Source organism: Streptomyces sp. NPDC093071, from assembly GCF_044754545.1.
Lineage (GTDB): Bacteria > Actinomycetota > Actinomycetes > Streptomycetales > Streptomycetaceae > Streptomyces.
The window spans coordinates 287952-310558 of record NZ_JBIVPH010000003.1; the positions used below are offsets into that span (position 1 = coordinate 287952).

The following is a 22607-nucleotide window of genomic DNA, read 5'->3' on the forward strand; positions in this document are numbered from 1 at the left end:
GCCCGTACACTGGGCTCAGCGAAAGGCTTGGATGGGGACGAGTAGCGTCGTACGCAGCCATGAGCGACCCGGGGACGGTGAGAGCCCGGGGGCGAGCCCGATGTGAAGCATCACCCCGGAGCCGCCGGAAGAAAGCCGCACCCCGGGGTGCGGCGACTAGACCCGGCGTCGCGACCCCAATGAGGGGGCTCGGGTCGGTCACGTCCGGAGCCAAGGAGGGTGGTACCGCGGGAGCAGCGCTCTCGTCCCTCCGACGGAAGCAGAACCGTCCGTCCGGAGGAGAGTCCGCCGCATGACAGCGCCGCAGTACCGCCAGGTGCCCGCCCAGGTCGACCTGCCCGCCCTCGAGCACGCCGTGCTCGACTTCTGGCAGGAGAACAAGGTCTTCGCGAAGACCCTGGAGCAGTCCGAGGGCCGCCCCGAGTGGGTGTTCTACGAGGGCCCGCCCACCGCCAACGGAATGCCGGGCGCCCACCACATCGAGGCCCGCGTCTTCAAGGACGTCTTCCCCCGCTTCCGGACCATGCGCGGCTACCACGTGGCCCGCAAGGCCGGCTGGGACTGCCACGGCCTGCCGGTCGAGCTCGCCGTCGAGAAGGAGCTCGGCTTCTCCGGCAAGAAGGACATCGAGGCGTACGGCATCGCCGAGTTCAACGACAAGTGCCGCGCGTCGGTGACCCGCCACACCGACGCCTTCGCCGAGCTGACGACCCGGATGGGCTACTGGGTCGACCTGGACGACGCGTACCGGACCATGGACCCCTCGTACATCGAGTCGGTCTGGTGGTCGCTGAAGCAGATCTTCGACAAGGACCTGCTGGTCCAGGACCACCGGGTCGCCCCCTGGTGTCCCCGCTGCGGCACCGGCCTCTCGGACCACGAGCTGGCGCAGGGGTACGAGACGGTCGTGGACCCCTCGGTCTACGTCCGCTTCCCGCTGACCTCAGGACCGCTGGCCGGCCGGGCGGCGCTCCTGGTCTGGACGACGACCCCGTGGACCCTGGTGTCCAACACGGCGGTCGCCGCCCACCCCGAGGTCACCTACGTGGTCGCCACCGACGGCGACGAGCAGGTCGTCGTCGCCGAGCCGCTGGTCGAGAAGGCGCTCGGCGAGGGCTGGGTCACCACCGGTGAGACCTTCACCGGCAAGGACATGGAGCGCTGGACGTACGAGCGCCCGTTCGAGCTGATCGACTTCCCGGAGCCGGCGCACTACGTCGTCAACGCCGAGTACGTGACGACCGAGGACGGCACGGGTCTGGTCCACCAGTCCCCCGCCTTCGGCGAGGACGACCTCCGGGTCTGCAAGGCGTACGGCCTGCCGGTCGTGAACCCGGTCCGCCCCGACGGCACCTTCGAGGAGGACGTGCCGCTGGTCGGCGGCGTCTTCTTCAAGAAGGCCGACGAGAAGCTGACCGCCGACCTGGACGCGCGCGGCCTGCTCTTCAAGCACATCGCGTACGAGCACAGCTACCCGCACTGCTGGCGCTGCCACACGGCGCTGCTCTACTACGCGCAGCCGTCCTGGTACATCCGCACGACCGCGGTCAAGGACCGGATGCTCGCGGAGAACGAGCGGACCAACTGGTTCCCGGAGTCGGTCAAGCACGGCCGCTTCGGCGACTGGCTGACCAACAACGTCGACTGGGCGCTCTCCCGCAACCGCTACTGGGGCACCCCGCTGCCGATCTGGCGCTGCGAGCACGGGCACCTCACCTGCGTGGGCTCGCGCGCGGAGCTGACCGAGCTGACCGGCACCGACCAGTCGGGCCTGGACCCGCACCGCCCGTACATCGACGCGGTCACGTTCGCCTGCCCCGAGGACGGCTGTTCCCTGGAGTCCGTCCGCGTCCCGGAGGTCATCGACGCCTGGTACGACTCGGGCTCGATGCCGTTCGCGCAGTACGGCTACCCGTACGAGAACAAGGAGCTGTTCGAGAGCCGCTACCCGGCGCAGTTCATCTCCGAGGCGATCGACCAGACCCGCGGCTGGTTCTACACGCTGATGGCCGTCGGCACCCTGGTCTTCGACAAGTCGTCGTACGAGAACGTGGTCTGCCTGGGCCACATCCTCGCCGAGGACGGCCGCAAGATGTCCAAGCACCTGGGGAACATCCTCCAGCCGATCCCGCTGATGGACCAGCACGGCGCCGACGCGGTCCGCTGGTTCATGGCGGCCGGCGGCTCGCCGTGGGCGGCCCGCCGGGTGGGCCACGGCACGATCCAGGAGGTCGTCCGCAAGACCCTCCTGACGTACTGGAACACGGTCGCCTTCCAGGCGCTGTACGCCCGTACGTCCGGCTGGGCGCCGAGCGCGGCGGACCCGGCCCCGGCCGACCGCACGGTCCTCGACAAGTGGCTGTTGTCCGAGCTGAACACGCTGGTGGCCGAGGCGACCGAGGCGATGGAGTCGTACGACACCCAGCGCACCGGCAAGCTCCTGTCGGCGTTCGTCGACGACCTGTCCAACTGGTACGTGCGCCGCTCCCGCCGCCGCTTCTGGCAGGGCGACAAGGCGGCCCTGCGGACCCTGCACGAGGTCGTGGAGACGGTCACGCGCCTGATGGCGCCGCTGACCCCGTTCATCACCGAGCGGGTCTGGCAGGACCTGGTGGTCCCGGTGACCCCGGGCGCCCCGGAGTCGGTCCACCTGGCGACCTGGCCGGAGGCGGACGCGTCCCTGATCGACGGCACGCTCTCCGAGCAGATGCTGCTCGTCCGGCGTCTGGTGGAGCTGGGCCGGGCGACGCGCGCCGAGTCGGGCGTGAAGACCCGTCAGCCGCTCTCCCGCGCCCTGGTGGCGGCCAACGGCTTCGCGGCCCTCTCCCCGGAGCTGCGGGCCCAGATCACGGAGGAGCTGAACGTCTCCTCCCTTGCGTCCCTCTCGGAGGTCGGCGGCTCGCTCGTCGACACGACGGCGAAGGCCAACTTCCGGGCCCTGGGCAAGCGCTTCGGCAAGGGCGTCCAGGACGTGGCGAAGGCGGTGGCGGCGGCGGACGCGGCGGCCCTCTCCCTGGCCCTGCGCTCCGGCGAGGCGCCCCTGGAGGTCAACGGCGAGACGATCACCGTCACCCCTGAGGAGATCATCATCACGGAGACCCCCCGCGAGGGCTGGTCGGTCGCCTCGGACGCGGGCGCGACGGTCGCCCTGGACCTGGAGATCACCCCGGAGCTGCGGCAGGCGGGCCTGGCCCGTGACGCGATCCGGCTCATCCAGGAGGCCCGCAAGAACAGCGGCCTGGACGTCGCCGACCGCATCGCCCTGCGCTGGACCTCCGGCTCCCCGGAGACCACCGACGCCCTGACGGCCCACGCGGCCCTCATCGCGGACGAGGTCCTGGCCACGGACCACGCCAACGGCGAGGCCGACGACACCTACGGCACCCCGTTCACGGACGAGTCCCTGAACCTGACCTTCCGCCTCCGCAAGGCGTAACCGGCACGACGAAGGCCCGGCTCCCCGGTTTCCTGGGAGCAGGGCCTTTCGTTTCCCCCGCCCCGCACCGGACGCCGACCCGGACGCACGGCGCCCCCGCCCCGCACTCACCCTCACCGCACTCACCCCGCCCACGGCAAAGGGCCGGCCCCCGGTTTCCCGGGGGCCGGCCCTTGTAGCCTGCCGACGGCTACGCGCTCGTCGCGCGGTCGCGCGCCGTCAGTTGTCGTCCTCGTCGATCAGGAAGCCCCGCATCGGCGCCGGAGCCTGCTGCATCGGCTGCGGTGCCTGGGGACGGACCGGAGCCATCGGCTGGGTCATCGCCGGGGACATCTGCTGCTGGCCGCCGCCGTAGGACGGGGCGCCGCCCATGGACGGGCCGCCACCCATCGTGCCGCCGCCGTAGGACGGCGCACCGGCACCGGCCGAGGCCATCGACGGGGCCGGCGGCAGCGAGGCCGCGGCCGGGGTGCGCGGCGGAGCCAGCGAGTCGTCGGCCTGGGTCTCCAGCTGGCGCAGCTGCGACTCCAGGTACGACTTCAGACGCGTGCGGTACTCGCGCTCGAAGCCCCGCAGGTCCTCGACCTTGCGCTCGAGGGTGGCGCGGGCGGACTCCAGGGAGCCCATCGCGACGCGGTGCTTCTCCTGCGCGTCCCGCTCCAGGGCGTCGGCCTTGGCGCGGGCGTCCCGCTCCAGGCCCTCGGCGCGCGAGCGCGCCTCGCCGACGATCTTGTTGGCCTCGGAACGGGCCTCCGCGATCGCCTGGTCCGCGGTCTGCTGGGCCAGCGAGAGGACACGCGCGGCGCTGTCGCCGCCGGGACCCTGCGCGGGCTGCTGCTGCATCTGCTGCGGGTGACCCATCGGGCCGCCCTGCATCGGGCCGGGACCCATCGGTCCACCCTGCATGGGCCCGCCCTGCATCGGGCCGGGACCCATGGGCCCGCCCTGCATGGGGCCGCCCTGCATGGGGCCGGCGGGAAGCTGGGGGGCACCGGAAGGCAGCTGCGGCGGGCCCATCTGCGGCGGCTGCTGCTGGACCGGCGGTCCGGATATGGCGGCGGGTACCGGAGCCCCGGGACCGACGGGACGATCCTGCTGCTCCGGGGGCTTGCGCATACCCTGCTGCTGCTGGTTCTGCGCGGCGGCGCGCGTCGCGGCGGCCAGCTTGGCGCGCAGGTCCTCGTTCTCGCGAAGCAGGCGGGTCAGCTCGGCTTCGACCTCGTCGAGGAAGGCATCGACCTCGTCCTCGTCATAGCCTTCTCGAAGGCGGACGGTCGTGAACTGCTTGTTCCGCACGTCCTCGGGAGTCAGCGGCATCTCTTCTTCACCTCTACGTAGTCGTCGGCAGTCGGCAAGACCGTATCGTCCACACGCACCTCACTCACCTCGCGAAACTGCTCACGATGGAGATCAGGATGTACACGATGATCATCAGAACGAAGAAGGACAGGTCGAGTGCCACGCCCCCGAGACGCAGCGGCGGGATGAGCCGCCGCAGAAGCTTGAGCGGTGGATCGGTGACAGTGTAGGTGGCCTCAAGGACGACCACCATCGCCTTACCGGGTTGCCATGAACGGGCGAACTGGAAGACGTAGTCCATGACAAGCCGGACGATCAGGAGGACGAGGAAGCACATCAGCACGATGTAGACCACCTGTAGTGCGACGCCCATCCCGCGTTTCCCTCTCCCCTGGCTTGCGTGCTCTCGCTCGTCCGGCCGCCCTCGCGACCGGTCCGTCCGGTTCCTGTGTTCTCAGCTCTGGTTGAAGAATCCGCCCTCTGCGATCCGGGCCTTGTCCTCCGCCGTGACATCGACGTTAGCAGGCGACAACAGGAACACCTTCTGCGTCACGCGCTCAATGCTGCCATGGAGCCCGAAGACGAGTCCGGCGGCGAAGTCGACAAGTCGCTTCGCGTCCGTGTCGTCCATCTCCGTGAGGTTCATGATCACCGGGGTGCCCTCACGGAAGTGTTCCCCGATGGTACGGGCCTCGTTGTAGGTCCGGGGGTGCAGCGTGGTGATGCGGTAGGGCTCCCGCTCGGACACGACCTTGGGCATGATCACCGGTGCGTTCTTCTCCAGGCTCGGGCGTTCGGGTGTGATGGATGCCACGGGGGCAATTCGGGCCGGACGTCCGCTTTCGGCGAGTACCGGGACGGAATGGGCGACGGGCTCCCGGGGGGCCGGGGGCTTCACCACCCGCACCGGCTCCTCGTGCTCCACCTGGCGCGGGGGGGCGTGACGCCGGTCGCGCTCCGGCTCCGGCTCCAGCTCGGGTTCGAAGTCGTCGTCGGGGTCGAAGCCCCGGCCGTCGTACCCATCGTCCTCCACGAGGCCGAGGTAGACCGCCATCTTGCGCATCGCGCCGGCCATTCTCCGATTCCTCCGCTCTGTGGTGGATCGGCCTTGTCACCAAGTGCCGGCGATCCACGGGCCGTCCCGCCGTTCTGCGGAATGACCATATTTTCTGCTGTGGTCCGACTTGCTTCGCGACGTTACCCGAGCTTCGGGCGGACTCCGAGTACCGCCGTACCGACGCGTACGTGTGTCGCCCCGGCGGCGACGGCCTCTTCGAGGTCTCCGCTCATCCCTGCCGACACCATGTTCGCAGCCGGACGGGTCGCGCGCAGGGCAGTCGACAAATCCATCAGCCGGTCGAAGGCCGTCCGGGGTTCGCCCGCGTACGGCCCGGCGAGCGGGGCGACCGTCATCAGGCCGCCGAGCCGCAGCCCGGGGGCGGCGTCCACGGCCGCCGCCAACTCCTCGATCCCGTCCGGCGCGACGCCGCCGCGGTCGCCCCGCCCGCCGGTCCCGGCGTCGAGCGCGACCTGGATCAGACAGCCGAGTTCGCGCCCCTCCTTCTGCGCGGCGGCGGAGAGGGCGGAGACGAGCTTCGCACGGTCGACGGACTGCACCACATCGGCATAACCCGTCACCGACTTGACCTTGTTCGTCTGCAACTGGCCCACGAAGTGCCAGGTGAGGTCGAGATCGGCACAGGCGGCCGCCTTGGGAGCGGCGTCCTGGTCCCGGTTCTCGGCGACGTGCCGAACGCCCAGGCCGTGGAGGATTCGCACGTCGCTCGCGGGGTAGGTCTTGGTGACCACGATCAGGGTCACCTCCTCGCGCGCGCGTCCTGCGGCGGCGCAGGCGGCGGTGATGCGCGCCTCCACCCGGGCCAGGTTCTCGGCGAGTTCCGCCGTGCGGTCCGTCATCAGCTCTTTCCTGCCGGGGATCCGGAGCCCGCGCCCCGGGAGGACGCGGCGTCCAGCCAGACATATCCCGCGAGTCGCCCCGTGGTGCGGTCGCGGCGGTACGAGTAGTGGTCGCGGGACTCCAGGGTGCAGACCCCGGCGTCCACCACGTCCCGGACCCCGAGCCGTTCGAGCTGCGCGCGCACTCCGGCGGCGACGTCGACGGCGGGGGTCCCCCAGGAGGTCTCCGCGGCGGCGGCCGGTTCGACGGCCGCGACCTCCTCGCGCATCGCCTCCGGCACCTCGTAGCACCGTCCGCAGACGGACGGTCCGGTGCGGGCGACGATCCGGGCGGGGTCGGCGCCGAGACCGGTCATGGCCTCCACGGCGGCCGGGACGACCCCGGCGACCATGCCGGGCCGTCCGGCGTGGGCGGCGGCCGCGACCCCGGCGACGGGGTCGGCGAGCAGGACCGGGACGCAGTCGGCGGTGAGGACGGCGAGGGCGAGCCCGCGCCGGGTGGTGACGAGCGCGTCGACGGAGGGGATCTCCGCGTCCCCCCAGGGGCCTTCGACCTCGGCCACGTCCGCGCCGTGCACCTGGTTCATCCAGACCGTCCGCGCCGGGTCGAGCCCGAGGGCCCCGGCGGCGAGCGCCCGGTTGGCGAGCACGGCCCCGGGGTCGTCGCCCACCGCGCCGCCGAGATTGAGCTCCTCGTACGGAACGGCGCTCACCCCGCCCCACCGGTCGGTGAAGGCGAAGTGCGCGCCGTTCGCGTCGAAGCGCCGTCCTATCACTTCAGGAAGTCCGGGACGTCCAGCTCCTCGGCCTGGCTGTCCGCGTACGGACGGGCCGGGGGGACCACCGGCGGGGCCGGGGTCAGCGGGGTCTCGTTGACGGCCGGGGCGACGGGCTCGGCCGGCGCGGGGGCCGGGTCCTCGCGCGGGGTCACCGTGCCGAGGCCGCCCAGCGGGCGGGAGGTCTCGGTGGCGCGGGGCGCCGGGGCGGGCTCCTCGCGCTTGGCGGAGACCGAGCCGATGATGTTGTCCCGGCGGGCCGGCGGCTGGCCGCCGTCGAAGCCGGCCGCGATGACGGTGACCCGGACCTCGTCGCCGAGGGCGTCGTCGATGACGGCGCCGAAGATGATGTTGGCCTCGGGGTGGGCCGCCTCGCTGACCAGCTGCGCGGCCTCGTTGATCTCGAAGAGGCCGAGGTCGCTGCCGCCGGAGATGGAGAGCAGCACGCCGCGGGCGCCGTCGATGGAGGCCTCCAGGAGCGGCGAGGAGATCGCCATCTCCGCGGCGGCCACCGCGCGGTCGTCGCCGCGGGCGGAGCCGATGCCCATGAGGGCCGAACCGGCCTCGGACATGACCGACTTGACGTCGGCGAAGTCGAGGTTGATCAGACCCGGGGTGGTGATGAGGTCGGTGATGCCCTGGACACCGCTCAGGAGGACCTGGTCGGCCGACTTGAAGGCGTCGAGCACGGAGACCTGGCGGTCCGAGATCGAGAGCAGCCGGTCATTGGGGATGACGATGAGGGTGTCGACCTCTTCGCGGAGCTCGGCGATGCCGTCCTCCGCCTGGTTGGCGCGACGGCGGCCCTCGAAGGTGAACGGCCGGGTGACCACACCGATCGTGAGGGCGCCGAGCGAGCGCGCGATGTTGGCGACGACGGGGGCGCCGCCGGTGCCGGTGCCGCCGCCTTCGCCCGCGGTGACGAAGACCATGTCGGCCCCCTTGAGGACCTCCTCGATCTCCTCACGGTGGTCCTCTGCCGCCTTGCGACCGACGGCCGGGTTCGCCCCGGCCCCGAGGCCGCGGGTGAGTTCACGGCCGACGTCGAGCTTGACGTCGGCGTCGCTCATCAACAGCGCTTGCGCGTCGGTGTTGATCGCGATGAACTCGACGCCCTTGAGACCGACCTCGATCATTCGGTTGATGGCATTGACACCACCGCCGCCGACACCGATGACCTTGATGACTGCGAGGTAGTTCTGCGGTGCTGCCACGTCGAAGGCCTCTCGCCTCGAGTTACGTGTCGCCACCGCGCGGTTGGCCGCGCTGCGACGACGGATGCCGATTGGGACGGTCCGAAACGCCGACCCAAACCCTAACGTTGAAGTTTAGGGTTACCAGTGTCTCTGTTCGCTGGACTCTTCCGAACAGGACACTAAGTCGACAAGCGGCGCACGTTCAACGAACACGCCGAACCTCCCGTTTTTCTTTTCACCCTATGTGATCACCCGTAGCGGTGGCCAACCAGGGTGCTGGCCAGCGACGATGCCCGTCAACTCCCCGACGAGGCGGGGGCCGTGGGAGCACTTACGTCGAAGTGCCCCGCTTTGGGAGCGGCCTTCATCAGGGCGGTGAGGACCCGGGCCTTGGCCGGGCCGTGCTCGCCGCTGCCCCAGAAGACGGTGCGGCCGCCGGTCAGCTCCAGGGTGACGGAGTCGTACGAGGTGACGCGGACGACACGGGTGTTCCGGGCGATTTCCGCCGGGAGTTCACCCCGGACGCGCACCGCCTCCCGGAGCAGCCGGTCCGTGCCGAAGCGGCGGAGGCTCGGGGAGGAGGCGGCGTCGAGGACCAGCAGGGGGACGCCCCGGGGGGCGGTGGCGACGGTGGCGAACCGGGCGCCGGTCATGTCCACTTCGGTGAACTTTCCGCCCTTTTCGATGAGCAGGACCGGCTTCCGTTCCGTCACCTTCAGATCGATTCCGTGCGGCCAGGACCGCTCGACCTCGATCGACTCGATCCGGGGCAGGAGCAGCCGGGCCCGGGCCGCGATCGCGTCGGTGTCGACGGAGGCGAGCGGGGTGCCGGCCGGGACGGCGGCGGCCTTCTCGACCTCGGCCGGGGTCAGGACCCGCGTGCCGGAAGTCTTCACACGTTCCACACGGAACCAGTCCGAGCCGTAGAGCGCCCAGACCGTGCCGGCGGCGGCCGCGGCGAGGCCGAGCGCGGAGAACAGCACCCGGGGCGCGGGCACCCGGAACCTTCGATTCCGGGCGCCCGGCCGGGACGGACCGTCCGGCGACCCCTTCGACCCGCGTGCGCCGCTCTTCTCGGCGGTCGTCGGTGCGGTTGCCACCCGGCGCCTCCTGTCTTCCGTCCGGAGCGCCGCGCTACGCCTGGCGGCGGGCGGCGATCGCCTCGTACACCATGCCGACGAGCAGGTCGTCGGCGTCCCTGCGGCCGAACTCGGCGGCGGCGCGGGACATCTCGTACAACCGGTGCGGATCGGCCAGTACGGGCAGGACGTTGCCCTGCACCCACTGCGGCGTCAGCTCCGCGTCGTCGACGAGGAGCCCGCCGCCGGCCTTGACCACCGGCTGGGCGTTGAGCCGCTGTTCGCCGTTGCCGATGGGCAGCGGGACGTACGCGGCGGGCAGTCCGACGGCGGAGAGCTCGGCGACGGTCATCGCGCCCGCGCGGCAGAGCATCATGTCGGCCGCGGCGTACGCGAGATCCATCCGGTCCACGTACGGTACCGGCACGTAGGGCGGCATACCGGGCATGTTGTCGACGCGCGGCATTTCGTTCTTCGGGCCGACCGCGTGCAGGATCTGGATGCCGGAGCGCTGGAGCACCGGGGCGACCTGCTGGATCACCTCGTTGAGCCGCCGGGCGCCCTGCGAGCCGCCCGAGACGAGCAGCGTCGGCAGGTTCGGGTCGAGCCCGAACGCGGCGCGCGCCTCGGGGCGCACCCGGGCCCGGTCGAGGGTGGCGATGGTGTGCCGCAGCGGGATGCCGATGTAGCGGGCGTTGCGGAGCTTGCTGTCCGGGGTGGCGACGGCGACCCCGGCCGCGTACCGCGAGCCGATCTTGTTGGCCAGGCCGGGCCGGGCGTTGGCCTCGTGGACCACGATGGGCACGCCGAGCCGCTTGGCGGCCAGATAGCCGGGCAGCGCCACGTAGCCGCCGAAGCCGACCACGCAGTCCGCCTTGGTGCGCTCCAGGACCTGCTCGGCCGCCTTGATCGTGCCGCGCAGCCGTCCGGGGACGGTGATCAGCTCGGGGGTGGGCTTGCGGGGCAGCGGTACGGCGGGGATGAGCGCCAGTTCGTAGCCCCGCTCGGGCACGAGCCGGGTCTCCAGACCCTTCTCCGTGCCGAGCGCCGTGATCCCCGTGCTGGGGTCCTGCCTGCGCAGGGCGTCCGCGAGGGCGAGCGCGGGCTCGATGTGGCCGGCGGTCCCCCCACCGGCGAGTACGACATGCACCGAAATTCACCGCTCTCCGGACGGGCGCTTCTTGACGCGCCGTCGCATCGACTTCCATCTCTTCCCGACCCGCTTGCCCCAGCCGGGGCGCCGCATGGCCAGGGCCGCTTTCGCGGCGGGTTCCTGTCGCGCGAAGGCGATGAGGAGCCCGACGGCGAACATGGTCGGCAGCAGGGCCGACCCCCCGTAGGAGAACAGCGGGAGCGGGACACCGGCGATCGGCAGCAGGCCGAGCACCGCACCGATGTTGATCACGGCCTGGGCCGTGATCCAGGTGGTCACACCTCCCGCGGCGAACCTCACGAAGGGGTCCTCCGTGCCTCCGGCCACGCGGATACCCGCATAGCCTAGAGCCGCGAACAGGGCGAGTACCGACAGCGTCCCCGCGAGGCCCAGTTCCTCACCGGTGACCGCGAAGATGAAGTCCGTGTGGGCTTCGGGGAGTTGGCCCCATTTCTCCACGCTCGCACCGAGTCCGGATCCGAACCATCCGCCCGACGCCAGAGCGTAGATTCCGTGCGCGGCCTGGAGGCAGGGGGCTCCCTCGCCGCCCGGGTCGGAGGCGCCGATGCACTGGAAGCGGTCCATCCGGTGCGGGCTGGTCTTGATGAGCAGCGCTCCGAGGGCGCCCGCCACCGCGAGCACGCCGACGAAGAGCCGGGTGGGCGCCCCGGCCGTCCACAGCAGGCCGAAGAGGATCGTCGTGAGGATGATCGCGGTGCCCATGTCCCCGCCGAGCATGATGAGCCCGAGCAGCAGGAAGGCCACCGGGACCAGCGGCACCAGCATGTGCTTCCACTGGGAGAGCAGCTTCACGTCCTGCTTGCGGGCGAGCAGGTCGGCCCCCCACAGGATCAGCGCCAGCTTGCCGAACTCGCTGGGCTGGAGCATGAACGGGCCGCCCAGCGAGATCCAGTTCTGGTTGCCGCCGATGTTGTGCCCTATGCCCGGGATCTGCACGAGGACCATCAGGAAGACCGCGCCGACCAGGATCGGGTAGGCGAGCGCCCGGTGCAGCTTCACCGGCATCCGGGAGGCGGCCAGGAGCAGCCCGGTGCCGAGGAGCGCGGCGAAGAACTGCTTCCGGAAGAAGTACGAGGGCACCAGCTCGTAGCGGAGCGCGGTGATCATCGAGGCGGAGTAGACCATCACGAGCCCGAGGGCGGTGATGAGCATCCCCGCGCCGATGATCACGTAGTACGCCGTGAGAGGGCGGTCCCAGGCCTTCCTGGCCCGCTCGTGGAGTCCTCGGAGCCCGCCGCCGCCGCGCGGTCGCCGCGGGGTCGCGGGAGGCCGCCCCCCGCCGCGTGCGGCGGAGGGCCGGCGCGTCCCGGCGATCTTGCTCGGCATGGTCGCCGTCCCCTCCGGTCGTGTCCGGTGCGGCCGGACCCTCCCACTGGTCGGGTCAGGCGTCCCCGGTGGCGGCGAGGGCGCGGACCGCGTCCGCGAAGGCATCGCCGCGCTCGTTGTAGTTGGTGAACATGTCCATCGAGGCGCAGGCGGGGGCGAGCAGGACCGTGTCCCCCGGGCGGGCGAGCCGGGCCGCCTCGCGGACCGCCTCGGACATCGCCCCAGTGTCGGTCCGGTCGAGGTCGACCACCGGGACCTCCGGGGCGTGTCGCGCCAGGGCTTCCCGGATCAGGGCCCGGTCGGCGCCGATCAGGACGGCCCCGCGCAGCCGCTTGGCGGACTTCTGGACGAGCTCGTCGAAGGTGGCGCCCTTGGCGAGGCCGCCGGCGATCCAGACGATCGGGTCGTAGGCGGCCAACGAGGCCTCCGCCGCGTGGGTGTTGGTGGCCTTGGAGTCGTCCACGTACGTGACTCCCCCGACCTCCTCGACCGGTTCGATGCGGTGCGGGTCGGGCCGGAAGGCCTTCAGTCCGTCCCGTACGGCCTTGGCGTCGACGCCGAAGGCGCGGGCCAGGGCGGCGGCCGCGAGGGCGTTGGCCACGTTGTGCGGGGCCGGGGGCCTCACGTCGGAGACCTCGGCGAGCTCCTGGGCGTTCTCCCGCCGGTTCTCCACGAAGGCCCGGTCGACGAGGAGGCCCTCCACGACGCCGAGTTCGGAGGGGCCGGGGGTGCCGAGGGTGAAGCCGATGGCCCGGCAGCCCTCCTCGACGTCGGCCTCGCGGACCAGGTCCTCGGTCGCCTTGTCGGCGACGTTGTACACGCAGGCGACCCGGTTGCCCTCGTAGATCCGGCCCTTGTCGGCGGCGTACGCCTCCATGGAGCCGTGCCAGTCGAGGTGGTCGGGCGCCAGGTTGAGGACGGCGGCCGAGTGGACGCGGACCGAGGGCGCCCAGTGGAGCTGGTAGCTGGAGAGCTCGACGGCGAGCACGTCGTACTCCCGCTCGCCGAGGACGGCGTCGAGGAGCGAGACGCCGATGTTGCCGACGGCGGCGGTCCGCAGGCCGGCCGCCTCCAGGATCGAGACGAGCATCCGGACGGTCGTGGTCTTGCCGTTGGTGCCGGTGACCGCGAGCCAGGGGGCCGCTCCGGGCCCCCTGAGCCGCCAGGCCAGTTCGACGTCGCCCCAGACCTCCACGCCCGCCTCGGCGGCGGCCGCGAAGAGCGGCTTGTCGGGACGCCAGCCGGGGGCGGTGACGATCAGCTCGGTGCCGGCCGGCAGGGTGTCCCCGTCGCCGAGGCGGACCGTGATGCCCTCGGCCTCCAGCTCGGCGGCCTGGGCCCGGGAGCGCTCGTCGTCGCCGTCGTTGACGACGGTCACGAGGGCGCCGAGGCCGTGCAGGACGCGGGCGGCCGGGATGCCGGAGACGCCGAGTCCCGCGACGGTGACCTTCTTGCCGTTCCAGTCGAGCCGTTCCGTCACTTGTCCGCTGCCCATCCCGCGTAGAAGAGGCCCAGGCCCACGATCACGCACATGCCCTGGATGATCCAGAACCGGACGACGACCAGGACCTCGGACCACCCCTTGAGTTCGAAGTGGTGCTGGAGGGGGGCCATCCGGAAGACGCGCTTGCCGGTGAGCTTGAACGAGCCGACCTGGATGACCACGGACATCGTGATCAGCACGAACAGGCCGCCGAGCAGCGCGAGGAGGAGCTCCGTGCGGGAGCAGATGGCGAGGCCGGCGAGGGCGCCGCCGAGGGCGAGCGAGCCGGTGTCGCCCATGAAGATCTTGGCGGGCGAGGTGTTCCACCACAGGAAGCCGAAGCAGGCTCCCATGAGGGCGGAGGCCACGACCGCGAGGTCCAGCGGGTCGCGGACCTCGAAGCAGGCGTTCGGGTTGGTGAGGGTCAGCGCGTTGGCACAGGACTCCTGGAACTGCCAGAGCCCGATGAAGGTGTACGCGCCGAAGACCATCACGGAGGCGCCGGTGGCCAGGCCGTCCAGACCGTCCGTCAGGTTCACGCCGTTGGACATGGCCAGGATCATGAAGAGCGCCCAGACCACGAAGAGCACCGGGCCGATGGTCCAGCCGAAGTCCGTGATGAAGGAGAGCTTCTCGGAGGCCGGGGTGAGTCCCCGCGAATCGGAGAACTGGAGCGCGAGCACCGCGAAGGCGATGCCCACGATCAGCTGTCCGGCCATCTTCGCCTTCGCCCGCAGACCGAGCGACCGCTGCTTGACGATCTTGATGTAGTCGTCGAGGAAGCCGACCAGGCCCATGCCCGCCATCAGGAAGAGGACGAGCAGGCCGGAGTACGAGACGGGTTCGCCCGTGATGACCTTGGCCAGCGCGTACGCGATGAGCGTGGCCAGGATGAAGGAGATGCCGCCCATGGTGGGCGTGCCCTTCTTCCCGGCGTGGCCGCGCGGGCCGTCGTCCCGGATGAACTGCCCGTACCCCTTGCGCGCGAGCAGCTTGATGAGCAGCGGGGTGCCGATCAGGGTCAGGAAGAGCCCGATGGCCCCCGCGAAGAGGATCTGCCTCATCGGCCGGTGACCTCGCCCTCGGTGTCGAGGAGAGCCAGGGCGACCTGTTCGAGACCGACCGACCTGGAAGCCTTCACAAGGACGACGTCCCCCGGGCGCAGCTCACTGCGCAACAGGTCGACCGCCGCCTGCGCGTCGGACACGTGCACCGACTCCTCACCCCACGAACCCTCGTTATATGCGCCCAGTTGCAGCCAGGACGCTTCCCTGTCCCCGACCGCCACGAGCTTGCTGACGTTGAGCCGGACGGCGAGCCGTCCGACCGCGTCGTGCTCGACGAGCGATGCGTCCCCGAGCTCGGCCATCTTGCCGAGCACCGCCCACGTACGAGCCCCTCGGGCCCGTGCGGCCCTGCCCATGGCCGCGAGCGCGCGCAGGGCGGCTCGCATGGACTCGGGATTCGCGTTGTAGGCGTCGTTGACGATCGTCACGCCGTCCGGACGCTCGGTGACCTCCATGCGCCAGCGCGACAGGGAGCCGGCCTCGGAGAGCGCGGTGGCGATCTCTTCGACAGGCATGCCCAGCTCGTGCGCGACGGCGGCCGCGGCGAGCGCGTTCGACACGTGGTGCTCACCGTACAGGCGCAAGGTCACGTCGCTGCACCCGGTGGGTGTGTGAAGGCGGAAAGAGGGCCTCCCGGTCTCGGTGAGGTGGACGTTCTCGGCACGTACGGCCGCTTCGTCCGCTTCTCCGAACAGGGTCACGCGGGCCTTGGTGCGGTCGGCCATCGCGCGCACGAGGGGGTCGTCGGCGTTGAGGACCGCCACTCCCCCCTCGGCCTCGGTGGGAAGCGACTCGACCATCTCGCCCTTCGCCAGGGCGATCTGCTCCCGGCCGCCGAACTCGCCGATGTGGGCGGAGCCCACGTTGAGGACGAGGCCGATGCGGGGCGGGGTGAGGGTGGTGAGGTAGCGGATGTGGCCGATGCCGCGCGCGCCCATCTCCAGGACCAGGTGCCGGGTCTCGTCGGTCGCGCGGAGCGCCGTGAGGGGCAGGCCGATCTCGTTGTTGAGCGAGCCGGGCGTCCAGACGGTGGGGGCGTGCCGCTCCAGGACCTGGGCGATCAGGTCCTTGGTGGAGGTCTTGCCCGCCGATCCGGTGAGGGCGACGACGTCGGTGCCGAGGCGTTCGACGACGGCGCGGGCGAGGGCCCCGAGGGCGGTCTGGACGTCGTCCACGACGATCGCGGGCACGCCGACGGGGCGGGCGGCGAGCACGGCCGTCGCACCCGCCTCGACGGCGCGCCGCGCGTAGTCGTGGCCGTCGACGCGCTCACCGGCGAAGGCGGCGAAGAGGCTGCCGTCCCGCACCTCGCGGGAGTCGATGACGACGGGCCCGGTGATCCGGGCGGCCGGATCCGGTATGTCGTGCGCCTGCCCGCCGACGATTTCGGCGATCTCGGCGAGGGAGAGGGCGATCACTGCTTCATCCCTGACTGTTCTGGTGGCTGGCTTCGGCACTGCCGCCCGACGGGGCGGTCGCGGCCTGCTGTTCGAGGAGCGCGGCGCGTAGGACCTCGCGGTCGTCGAAGGGGCGGACGGCCCCGGCGATCTCCTGGCCCTGTTCGTGTCCCTTGCCCGCGACCAGGACGGTGTCGCCGGGCCGGGCGCGGGTGACGGCCGCGGTGATGGCGGCGGCGCGGTCGGCGAGGACGAGCACCTCGCCGCGCTCCGCGGCGGGGACGTCGGCGGCGCCCGCGAGCATGGCGGTGAGGATGGCGAGGGGGTCCTCGGAGCGGGGGTTGTCCGAGGTCAGGACGGCGGTGTCGGCGAGCCGGGCGGCGGCGGCGCCCATCGGGCCGCGCTTGGTGACGTCCCGGTCGCCGCCGCAGCCGATGACCACGTGCAGCCGGCCCTCGGTGACCTCGCGCAGGGAGCGCAGGACCGATTCGACGGCGTCCGTCTTGTGCGCGTAGTCGACGACCGCGAGGTACGGCTGGCCGGCGTCGACGCGCTCCAGGCGGCCGGGCACGCCGGGGACGGCGGCGACGCCCTCGGCGGCGGCCTTCGGGTCGAGGCCGGCGGCGGCGAGGGTGACGATCGCGGCGAGGGTGTTGGCGACGTTGAACGGGCCGGGCAGCGGGGCGGTGGCGGCGATCCGCTCGCCCCCGGGGCCGACGGCGGTGAACGTCGAGTCGTGGGAGCCCAGGACGAGGTCCTCGGCACGCCAGTCGGCGTCGGCGCGGCCCTCGGCGGAGAAGGTGACGACCGGGACCCCGGCCTCCTTCGCGAGCCTGCGGCCGTACGCGTCGTCGAGGTTGACCACGCCCAGGCGGCTGCGCTCGGGCGTGAAGAGCCCGGCCTTGGCCCGGAAGTAGTCCTCCATGTCGGAGTGGAACTCCATGTGCTCCGGGCTGAGGTTGTTGAAGACGGCGACGTCGAAGACGCAGCCGTCGACCCGGCCGAGCACGAGGGCGTGGCTGGAGACCTCCATGGCGAGGGCCTCGACGCCCCGCTCGCGCATGACGGCGAAGAGGGCCTGGAGGTCGGTGGCCTCGGGGGTGGTGCGCTCGGACTTGATGCGTTCGTCGCCGATCCGCATCTCGACGGTGCCGACGAGTCCGGTGCGCCGTCCGGCGCCGCGCAGGCCGCCCTCGACCAGGTAGGCGGTGGTGGTCTTGCCGGAGGTGCCGGTGATGCCGATCTTCAGGAGACCGGCGCCGGGCCTTCCGTAGATCTCGGCGGCGAGTTCGCCCATCCGGGCGCGCGGATCGTCGACGACCAGGACCGGCAGTCCGGTGGCGGCGGCGCGTTCGGCGCCCGCCGGGTCGGTGAGGATCGCGGCGGCGCCGAGTCCGGCGGCCTGGGCGACGAAGTCGGCGCCGTGGAGGCGGGCGCCGGGCAGGGCGGCGTACACGTCCCCGGGGCGCACGGCCCGGGAGTCGTGGGTGATGCCCGAGATCTCGGCGTCGCCCGGGGTGTCGGTCCCCAGGTGCGCGGCCAGGTCGCCCAGGGGTGTCGGGCGGACCCGCTCCGGCCGTGGCGGGGTGGTTCGGTACTGATCAGCGTGTGGCACGGCGGTGAGCGTACCGGGCCCACCCTGTGGGGGGCCAAAAGAGCCCGGGGCCTCGCCGGAGTTCGATTTCCGGTTCCCGGAATGGGGGGTGATCGTTGTCACTGGTGCTCCCGGAGTGTCACGGGGTGGGGTCGAAGACGACCGGCAGTCGGGCGGGGTCGCTGCCCGTGGGGGCGATGTGGAGGGTCTTGAGGGCGAACTCCATGACCTTCTTGTAGATGGGTCCGCAGATCTGGCCGCCGAAGTAGCTGCCCTTGGTGGGGTTCTGGATGGCGCAGTAGACGGTGATCCTCGGTTCGTCGGCGGGGGCGAAGCCGGCGAAGGAGGCGGTGTAGCCCTTGTAGCGGCCGAGTTCGGGGTCGACGCGGTTGGCGGTGCCGGTCTTGCCGGCGACGCGGTAGCCGGGGATCGCGGCGCGGGTGCCGGTGCCCTCCTGGTCGTCGACGACGGACTCCAGCATCGTGGCGAGGGTCTTGGCGGTCTTCTCGCTGACGACCCGGGACTCCTCGGGCCGGGGGGCCGGGGCGAAGCGCCCGTCGGGCCCCTTGGTGCCGCGCACGAGGGTGGGGGCGATCCGTACGCCTCCGTTGGCGATGGTCGAGTACACGGAGGCGGCCTGCATGGCGTTGACGGAGAGGCCTTGGCCGAAGGGGATCGTGTACTGCTGCGAGGTGGACCAGTCGCCGGGCTTGGCGAGGATGCCGGGGGTCTCCCCCGGATAGCCGAGGCCGGTGGGGCTGCCGATGCCGAACTTGCGCAGGTAGGAGTGGAGCACCTCGTTGGACTCGGCCTGGGTGGCGCCGAGCCGGCCGGTGGCGAGGATGGTGCCGATGTTGCTGGACTTGGCGAGGACGCCGTTGAGCGTCAGGTACCAGGTCGGGTGGTCGACGTCGTCCTTGAAGAGCCGGTCGCCTCGGTGGAGCCGGTTGGGGACGGTGACGTGGGTGCCGGGGGCGGCCTTGCCCTCCTCCAGGACGGCGGCCATGGACATGACCTTGCTGGTGGAGCCGGGCTCGTAGGCGTCCTGGAGGGCGGCGTTGCCCATGGCGGCGGCGTTGGCGGCGGAGAGGTCGTTGGGGTCGAAGCCGGGGGCGTTGGCCAGGGCGAGGACCTCGCCGGTGCGGGTGTCCTGCACGATGACGTAGCCGCGGTCGGCCTTGGACTTCTTCACCTGTTCGGTGATGGCCTGCTGGGCGGCCCACTGGATGTCCCGGTCGATGGTCAGCTCGATGTTCGAGCCGGGGACGGCGGGGGTGCCCTGGGAGCCCGCGGTGGGCACCTGCCGGCCGCCGGACTGGGTGAAGCGGATCTTGCCGTCCTTGCCGGCCAGCTCCGGGTCCAGCATGGACTCCAGGCCGCCGGCTCCCCGGCCCTCGGCGTTCACGTAGCCCAGTATCCCGGCGGCGAGTTCGCCGTTCGGGTAGACGCGCTTGGTGCTGGGCTCGCTGAGGATGCCGCCGAGGAGGTTGATCCCGTTGCCGCCGGCGGAGGGCTGGGACTTCTGCCCGTAGACCTTCTTGAGGTCCTTGATCTGGTTCCACACCTGCGGGGTCTGCTTGCGGGCGAGCAGGGTGTAGCGGGACTTGGGGGTGCGGAGCTTCTTCGCGAGCTCGGCGGGCTGCTTGCCGAGGATCGGGGCGAGCAGGGCGGCCGCCTGCTCGGGGGCGTCGGCGACCTTGCTCTCCTGCGGGGTGAAGAGCTTGGGGTCGGCGGTGATGTCGTACGCGTCGACGCTGGCGGCGAGCGCGATCCCGTTGCGGTCGGTGATCTCGCCGCGCTCGGCGGAGAGCGTGTACTCCTGGAAGCGGTACTTGTCGGCCTTCGCGGCGTACGCGCTGGCGTCGACGGCCTGGACCTGGAGGAGCCGGACGACGAAGACCAGCATGACGAGGGTCAGGCCGAGGGAGACCAGGCGCAGCCGGGGGCGCGGGTTGCCGAGCCGGATGGTGCGGGGCCGGCGGGCCGGGGGCCGGGGCGCGGTCCGCCGGGGCGCCGGGCGCGGCGCGGGGCGGGCCGGGCGGGTCCCGCCGGAGGCCGCCTGGGCGGGCCGGGGGCGCGCGGGCCGGGCGGGGCCGGGGACGCGGCGGCGCGGGGGCTCCTTGGGGGGCACTGCTCGGTCACCTGCCGGAGGTCGTGGGAGGGGTCGCGGGCGTGGGAGCGGGGGCGGTTGCCGTCGCGGGGGCGGTCCGCGCCGGGGCGGTGCCGGTGGGGTCCGTGGCGGCGGTATTCGTGGCGGCGGGGTCCGTGGCGATGGGGTCCGCGCCGGTGCCGGTCTGTACGTCGGTGCCGGTCGTGCCCGTGTCCGCCGCCGCGCCCGTGGCCGTGCCCGGTGGCGTCGGCGGGACCGTGGAGGCGGGCGGGGTCGTGGAGGCGGGCGGCGGGTCCGCCGGGGCGGAGGCCGTCGGCGTCGGGCTCGGCTTCGGCGGCGCGACCGCGACCGAGGGCTTGCCGAGGACCTTGCCGTCCGGGCCGAGGAAGGCGGGGCTGCCGCCCGGGACCATGCCGAGCTCGCGGGCCCGGCGCTCCAGGGCGTCGGGGGCCGCGTAGTCGTCGACGTCCCGCTGGAGCGCCTGCTCCTCGTCGGTGAGTTCGGTGGTCTCGTTCTTCAGCTCGTTCAGCCGGAAGGAGCCTTGATTGAGCGCCGAGTTCAGCAGGAGCAGGCTGATCAGGCCGCCGCCGAGGAGCACGACCACGAGCAGGACGAAGGGGGTGCGGGCGGCCGTGCTGGGCCCCGACGGCATGAGCCGTCCGAGCCGTGCGGCCCGCCCTTTGAGGGGCCCCTTCGCCGTGCTCACAGGACGTCTTCCCGGATGCGCTCGACGCCCCGCAGCCGGGCCGGGGCGGCGCGCCGGTTCTCGGCGACCTCCTCCTCGGTGGGCAGCTCGGCGCCCCGGGTGAGCAGCTTCAGGCGGGGCTGGTACTTCTCGGGGACGACCGGCAGGCCGGGCGGGGCGGTGGTGGCCGCGCCGGCCGCGAAGACCTGCTTGACGATCCGGTCCTCCAGGGACTGGTACGAGAGCACGGCGACCCGGCCGCCGACGGCGAGGGCCTTCACGGCCGCCGGGATCGCCCTCTCGACGCTGTCGAGCTCGTGGTTGACCTCGATGCGCAGGGCCTGGAAGGTGCGCTTGGCCGGATTGCCGCCGGTCCGCTTGGCGGCCTGGGGCAGGGCGTCCCGGATGAGCTCGACGAGCCGGGCGCTGGTGGTGAACGGCTCCTTCTCGCGCTCGCGCACGATCGCGGAGACGATCCGCTTGGCCTGCTTCTCCTCGCCGTACGCGCGCAGGATCCGGACCAGTTCGCCGGGCGGGTAGGTGTTGAGGACCTCGGCCGCGCCGATGCCGGTCGACTGGTCCATGCGCATGTCGAGCGGGGCGTCCTGGGCGTAGGCGAAGCCTCGGTCGGCCTCGTCCAGCTGCATGGAGGAGACGCCCAGGTCGAAGAGGACGCCGTCCACCGCCGGGATGCCGAGCCGGTCGAGGACCTCGGGCAGCTCGTCGTACACCGCGTGGACGAGGGTGGCCCGGTCGCCGTAGGGGGCGAGCCGTTCGCCGGAGAGCCGCAGGGCCTCCTTGTCCCGGTCGAGGGCGACGAGCCGCACCTCGGGGAACCTCTTGAGCAGGGCCTCGCTGTGGCCGCCGAGCCCCAGGGTGCAGTCGACGACGACCGCGCCGGGGCGCTCCAGGGCGGGGGCCAACATGTCCAGGCACCGCTGGAGCATCACCGGGACGTGTCGGTCGTTGCTCAATGCGCCCTCTCAATTCGGGCGCGGGGGCACGTACCGCCGGGTCCCCGCCCGCTCGCTGGGGAGAAGCGGTCGTCCGGCGCCGGAAGGGCGCGTCGGCCGACCGGCGAGCGGGAGGAGGCCGAGCCGTAGGTACCGCCGCGCACACGGGGGAGAAACCGCGGAAATCGCTCGTTGTCTCCGTGAACTTCGCGTCACTTTAGTCCACCGGACCCGCCGGTCAATCAACCCGCTGGCGCGTCGCACGGCCCCGGCGGTCCCGTCGGACATTCCGGACGGCTCACTCGTTCGGGGCGCGGCTCTCCCTCCTGTGGGTTAGCTCACACCGGGGCTCATTGACGCTCTTTGTCCCGCTCTCACGGCGGTTCGCGGAGAGCCGTGCCCCTTACCGTCTGACCCATGCCGACCTCCGCGCGCCCCTTCCCCGAAGCCGAAGCCGACGCCGAGACCGAAGCCGGTGCCGGTGCCGGTACCGAGACCGGGACCGAGTCCGGGACCGAAGCCGTACGGTCCGGCCCCACGGTCACCGACCGCCTCGTGGCGGCGAACGCGCGCTACGCCTCCGCCTTCGCCGACCCCCGGACGGACGCGCGCCCCGTGCTGGGCGTCGCCGTCGTCGCCTGCATGGACGCCCGGCTCGACCTGCACGCGGCCCTCGGCCTCGAACTCGGCGACTGCCACACCATCCGCAACGCGGGCGGCGTGGTCACCGACGACGTGATCCGCTCCCTCACCATCAGCCAGCGCGCCCTGAAGACGCGCAGCGTGGTCCTGATCCACCACACCGGCTGCGGCCTGGAGTCGCTCACCGAGGAGTTCCGGCACGAGCTGGAGATGGAGGTCGGCCAGCGGCCGGCCTGGGCGGTGGAGGCCTTCCGCGACGTGGACCAGGACGTCCGGCAGTCGATGCGCCGGGTGCGGACCTCGCCCTTCCTGCCGCACGTCGACGACGTCCGGGGCTTCGTCTTCGACGTGACGACGGGTCTGCTGCGCGAGATCGACCCGGCCGGGGCCCCCGCCACCGACCAGGCTTAACGGTCGAAACTCCGGCATTTCCTCCGTACTTGCCGGCAGTCGAGTGACACGACCCGGCCGGG

General features: G+C 72.1%; 18 protein-coding genes. 2 read left to right on the top strand and 16 right to left on the bottom strand.

Annotation, left to right across the window (positions count from 1 at the left end; genetic code table 11):
- Positions 1 to 292 precede the first annotated feature (292 nt).
- Positions 293 to 3436, top strand: a complete 3144-nt coding sequence (ileS, locus tag ACIQD7_RS12615; protein ID WP_402441552.1) for an isoleucine--tRNA ligase — start codon at positions 293 to 295, stop codon at positions 3434 to 3436.
- 219 nt (positions 3437 to 3655) lie between these two features.
- On the opposite strand, the gene ACIQD7_RS12620 is transcribed toward ileS, so the two are convergent.
- The 16 genes from ACIQD7_RS12620 to rsmH all read right to left on the bottom strand — a co-directional run bounded on the left by ACIQD7_RS12620 (position 3656) and on the right by rsmH (position 21513).
- Positions 3656 to 4753 (bottom strand): DivIVA domain-containing protein, encoded by a 1098-nt coding sequence (locus ACIQD7_RS12620; protein WP_351973847.1) that lies wholly within the window; start codon positions 4751 to 4753, stop codon positions 3656 to 3658.
- Positions 4754 to 4817: 64 nt separating this feature from the next.
- Positions 4818 to 5108 carry a YggT family protein gene (locus ACIQD7_RS12625; protein ID WP_017238790.1) on the bottom strand — a complete coding sequence of 97 codons (291 nt, stop codon included), beginning with the start codon at positions 5106 to 5108 and terminating at the stop codon, positions 4818 to 4820.
- Positions 5109 to 5189: 81 nt separating this feature from the next.
- Positions 5190 to 5810: a cell division protein SepF gene (locus ACIQD7_RS12630; RefSeq protein WP_121832120.1), complete on the bottom strand. Its 621-nt coding sequence runs from the start codon at positions 5808 to 5810 to the stop codon at positions 5190 to 5192.
- Between the two features lie 122 nt (positions 5811 to 5932).
- Complete coding sequence (locus tag ACIQD7_RS12635; RefSeq protein WP_402441553.1) at positions 5933 to 6652, bottom strand: YggS family pyridoxal phosphate-dependent enzyme; 720 nt, start codon at positions 6650 to 6652, stop codon at positions 5933 to 5935.
- Complete coding sequence (pgeF, locus tag ACIQD7_RS12640; RefSeq protein ID WP_121832116.1) at positions 6652 to 7428, bottom strand: peptidoglycan editing factor PgeF; 777 nt, start codon at positions 7426 to 7428, stop codon at positions 6652 to 6654. The genes ACIQD7_RS12635 and pgeF overlap by 1 nt, the downstream gene beginning before the upstream one ends.
- Positions 7425 to 8642: a cell division protein FtsZ gene (gene ftsZ / locus ACIQD7_RS12645; protein WP_161371707.1), complete on the bottom strand. Its 1218-nt coding sequence runs from the start codon at positions 8640 to 8642 to the stop codon at positions 7425 to 7427. Before ftsZ ends, pgeF begins: the two co-directional genes overlap by 4 nt.
- Before the next feature lie 278 nt (positions 8643 to 8920).
- The gene (locus ACIQD7_RS12650; RefSeq protein ID WP_402441554.1) at positions 8921 to 9724 is read right to left on the bottom strand and encodes a cell division protein FtsQ/DivIB; all 804 of its coding nucleotides are present in this window, start codon (positions 9722 to 9724) and stop codon (positions 8921 to 8923) included.
- Positions 9725 to 9758: 34 nt separating this feature from the next.
- Positions 9759 to 10853, bottom strand: coding sequence for an undecaprenyldiphospho-muramoylpentapeptide beta-N-acetylglucosaminyltransferase (murG, locus tag ACIQD7_RS12655; protein ID WP_121832108.1), 1095 nt, complete (start codon positions 10851 to 10853; stop codon positions 9759 to 9761).
- Positions 10854 to 10859: 6 nt separating this feature from the next.
- A complete protein-coding gene (gene ftsW / locus ACIQD7_RS12660) occupies positions 10860 to 12203 on the bottom strand; it encodes a putative lipid II flippase FtsW (RefSeq protein ID WP_402441555.1) in 1344 nt (447 codons plus the stop codon).
- Positions 12204 to 12258: 55 nt separating this feature from the next.
- On the bottom strand, positions 12259 to 13698 hold the full coding sequence (murD, locus tag ACIQD7_RS12665; protein WP_402441557.1) for a UDP-N-acetylmuramoyl-L-alanine--D-glutamate ligase: 1440 nt from the start codon (positions 13696 to 13698) through the stop codon (positions 12259 to 12261).
- Complete coding sequence (gene mraY / locus ACIQD7_RS12670) at positions 13680 to 14750, bottom strand: phospho-N-acetylmuramoyl-pentapeptide-transferase (protein WP_376243172.1); 1071 nt, start codon at positions 14748 to 14750, stop codon at positions 13680 to 13682. Before mraY ends, murD begins: the two co-directional genes overlap by 19 nt.
- On the bottom strand, positions 14747 to 16171 hold the full coding sequence (gene murF, locus ACIQD7_RS12675; protein WP_402441558.1) for a UDP-N-acetylmuramoyl-tripeptide--D-alanyl-D-alanine ligase: 1425 nt from the start codon (positions 16169 to 16171) through the stop codon (positions 14747 to 14749). Before murF ends, mraY begins: the two co-directional genes overlap by 4 nt.
- 4 nt (positions 16172 to 16175) lie before the next feature.
- Positions 16176 to 17867, bottom strand: a complete 1692-nt coding sequence (locus tag ACIQD7_RS12680) for a UDP-N-acetylmuramoyl-L-alanyl-D-glutamate--2,6-diaminopimelate ligase (protein WP_402441559.1) — start codon at positions 17865 to 17867, stop codon at positions 16176 to 16178.
- Positions 17868 to 17883: 16 nt separating this feature from the next.
- Complete coding sequence (locus ACIQD7_RS12685; protein ID WP_402441560.1) at positions 17884 to 19875, bottom strand: peptidoglycan D,D-transpeptidase FtsI family protein; 1992 nt, start codon at positions 19873 to 19875, stop codon at positions 17884 to 17886.
- Between the two features lie 7 nt (positions 19876 to 19882).
- A complete protein-coding gene (locus ACIQD7_RS12690; RefSeq protein ID WP_402441561.1) occupies positions 19883 to 20560 on the bottom strand; it encodes a septum formation initiator family protein in 678 nt (225 codons plus the stop codon).
- A complete protein-coding gene (gene rsmH, locus ACIQD7_RS12695; RefSeq protein ID WP_121832507.1) occupies positions 20557 to 21513 on the bottom strand; it encodes a 16S rRNA (cytosine(1402)-N(4))-methyltransferase RsmH in 957 nt (318 codons plus the stop codon). The genes ACIQD7_RS12690 and rsmH overlap by 4 nt, the downstream gene beginning before the upstream one ends.
- 396 nt (positions 21514 to 21909) lie before the next feature.
- On the opposite strand from rsmH, the gene ACIQD7_RS12700 reads away from it, so the two are divergent.
- Positions 21910 to 22545 carry a beta-class carbonic anhydrase gene (locus ACIQD7_RS12700; RefSeq protein ID WP_402441562.1) on the top strand — a complete coding sequence of 212 codons (636 nt, stop codon included), beginning with the start codon at positions 21910 to 21912 and terminating at the stop codon, positions 22543 to 22545.
- Positions 22546 to 22607: the final 62 nt, after the last annotated feature.

Bases quoted from the DNA above. Each gene is read 5' to 3' on its own strand.
- ileS (WP_402441552.1), top strand. From the start codon at position 293: ATGACAGCGCCGCAGTACCGCCAGGTGCCCGCCCAGGTCGACCTGCCC.
- ACIQD7_RS12620 (WP_351973847.1), bottom strand. From the start codon at position 4,753: ATGCCGCTGACTCCCGAGGACGTGCGGAACAAGCAGTTCACGACCGTC.
- ACIQD7_RS12625 (WP_017238790.1), bottom strand. From the start codon at position 5,108: ATGGGCGTCGCACTACAGGTGGTCTACATCGTGCTGATGTGCTTCCTC.
- ACIQD7_RS12630 (WP_121832120.1), bottom strand. From the start codon at position 5,810: ATGGCCGGCGCGATGCGCAAGATGGCGGTCTACCTCGGCCTCGTGGAG.
- ACIQD7_RS12635 (WP_402441553.1), bottom strand. From the start codon at position 6,652: ATGACGGACCGCACGGCGGAACTCGCCGAGAACCTGGCCCGGGTGGAG.
- ftsW (WP_402441555.1), bottom strand. From the start codon at position 12,203: ATGCCGAGCAAGATCGCCGGGACGCGCCGGCCCTCCGCCGCACGCGGC.
- murD (WP_402441557.1), bottom strand. From the start codon at position 13,698: ATGGGCAGCGGACAAGTGACGGAACGGCTCGACTGGAACGGCAAGAAG.
- mraY (WP_376243172.1), bottom strand. From the start codon at position 14,750: ATGAGGCAGATCCTCTTCGCGGGGGCCATCGGGCTCTTCCTGACCCTG.
- ACIQD7_RS12700 (WP_402441562.1), top strand. From the start codon at position 21,910: ATGCCGACCTCCGCGCGCCCCTTCCCCGAAGCCGAAGCCGACGCCGAG.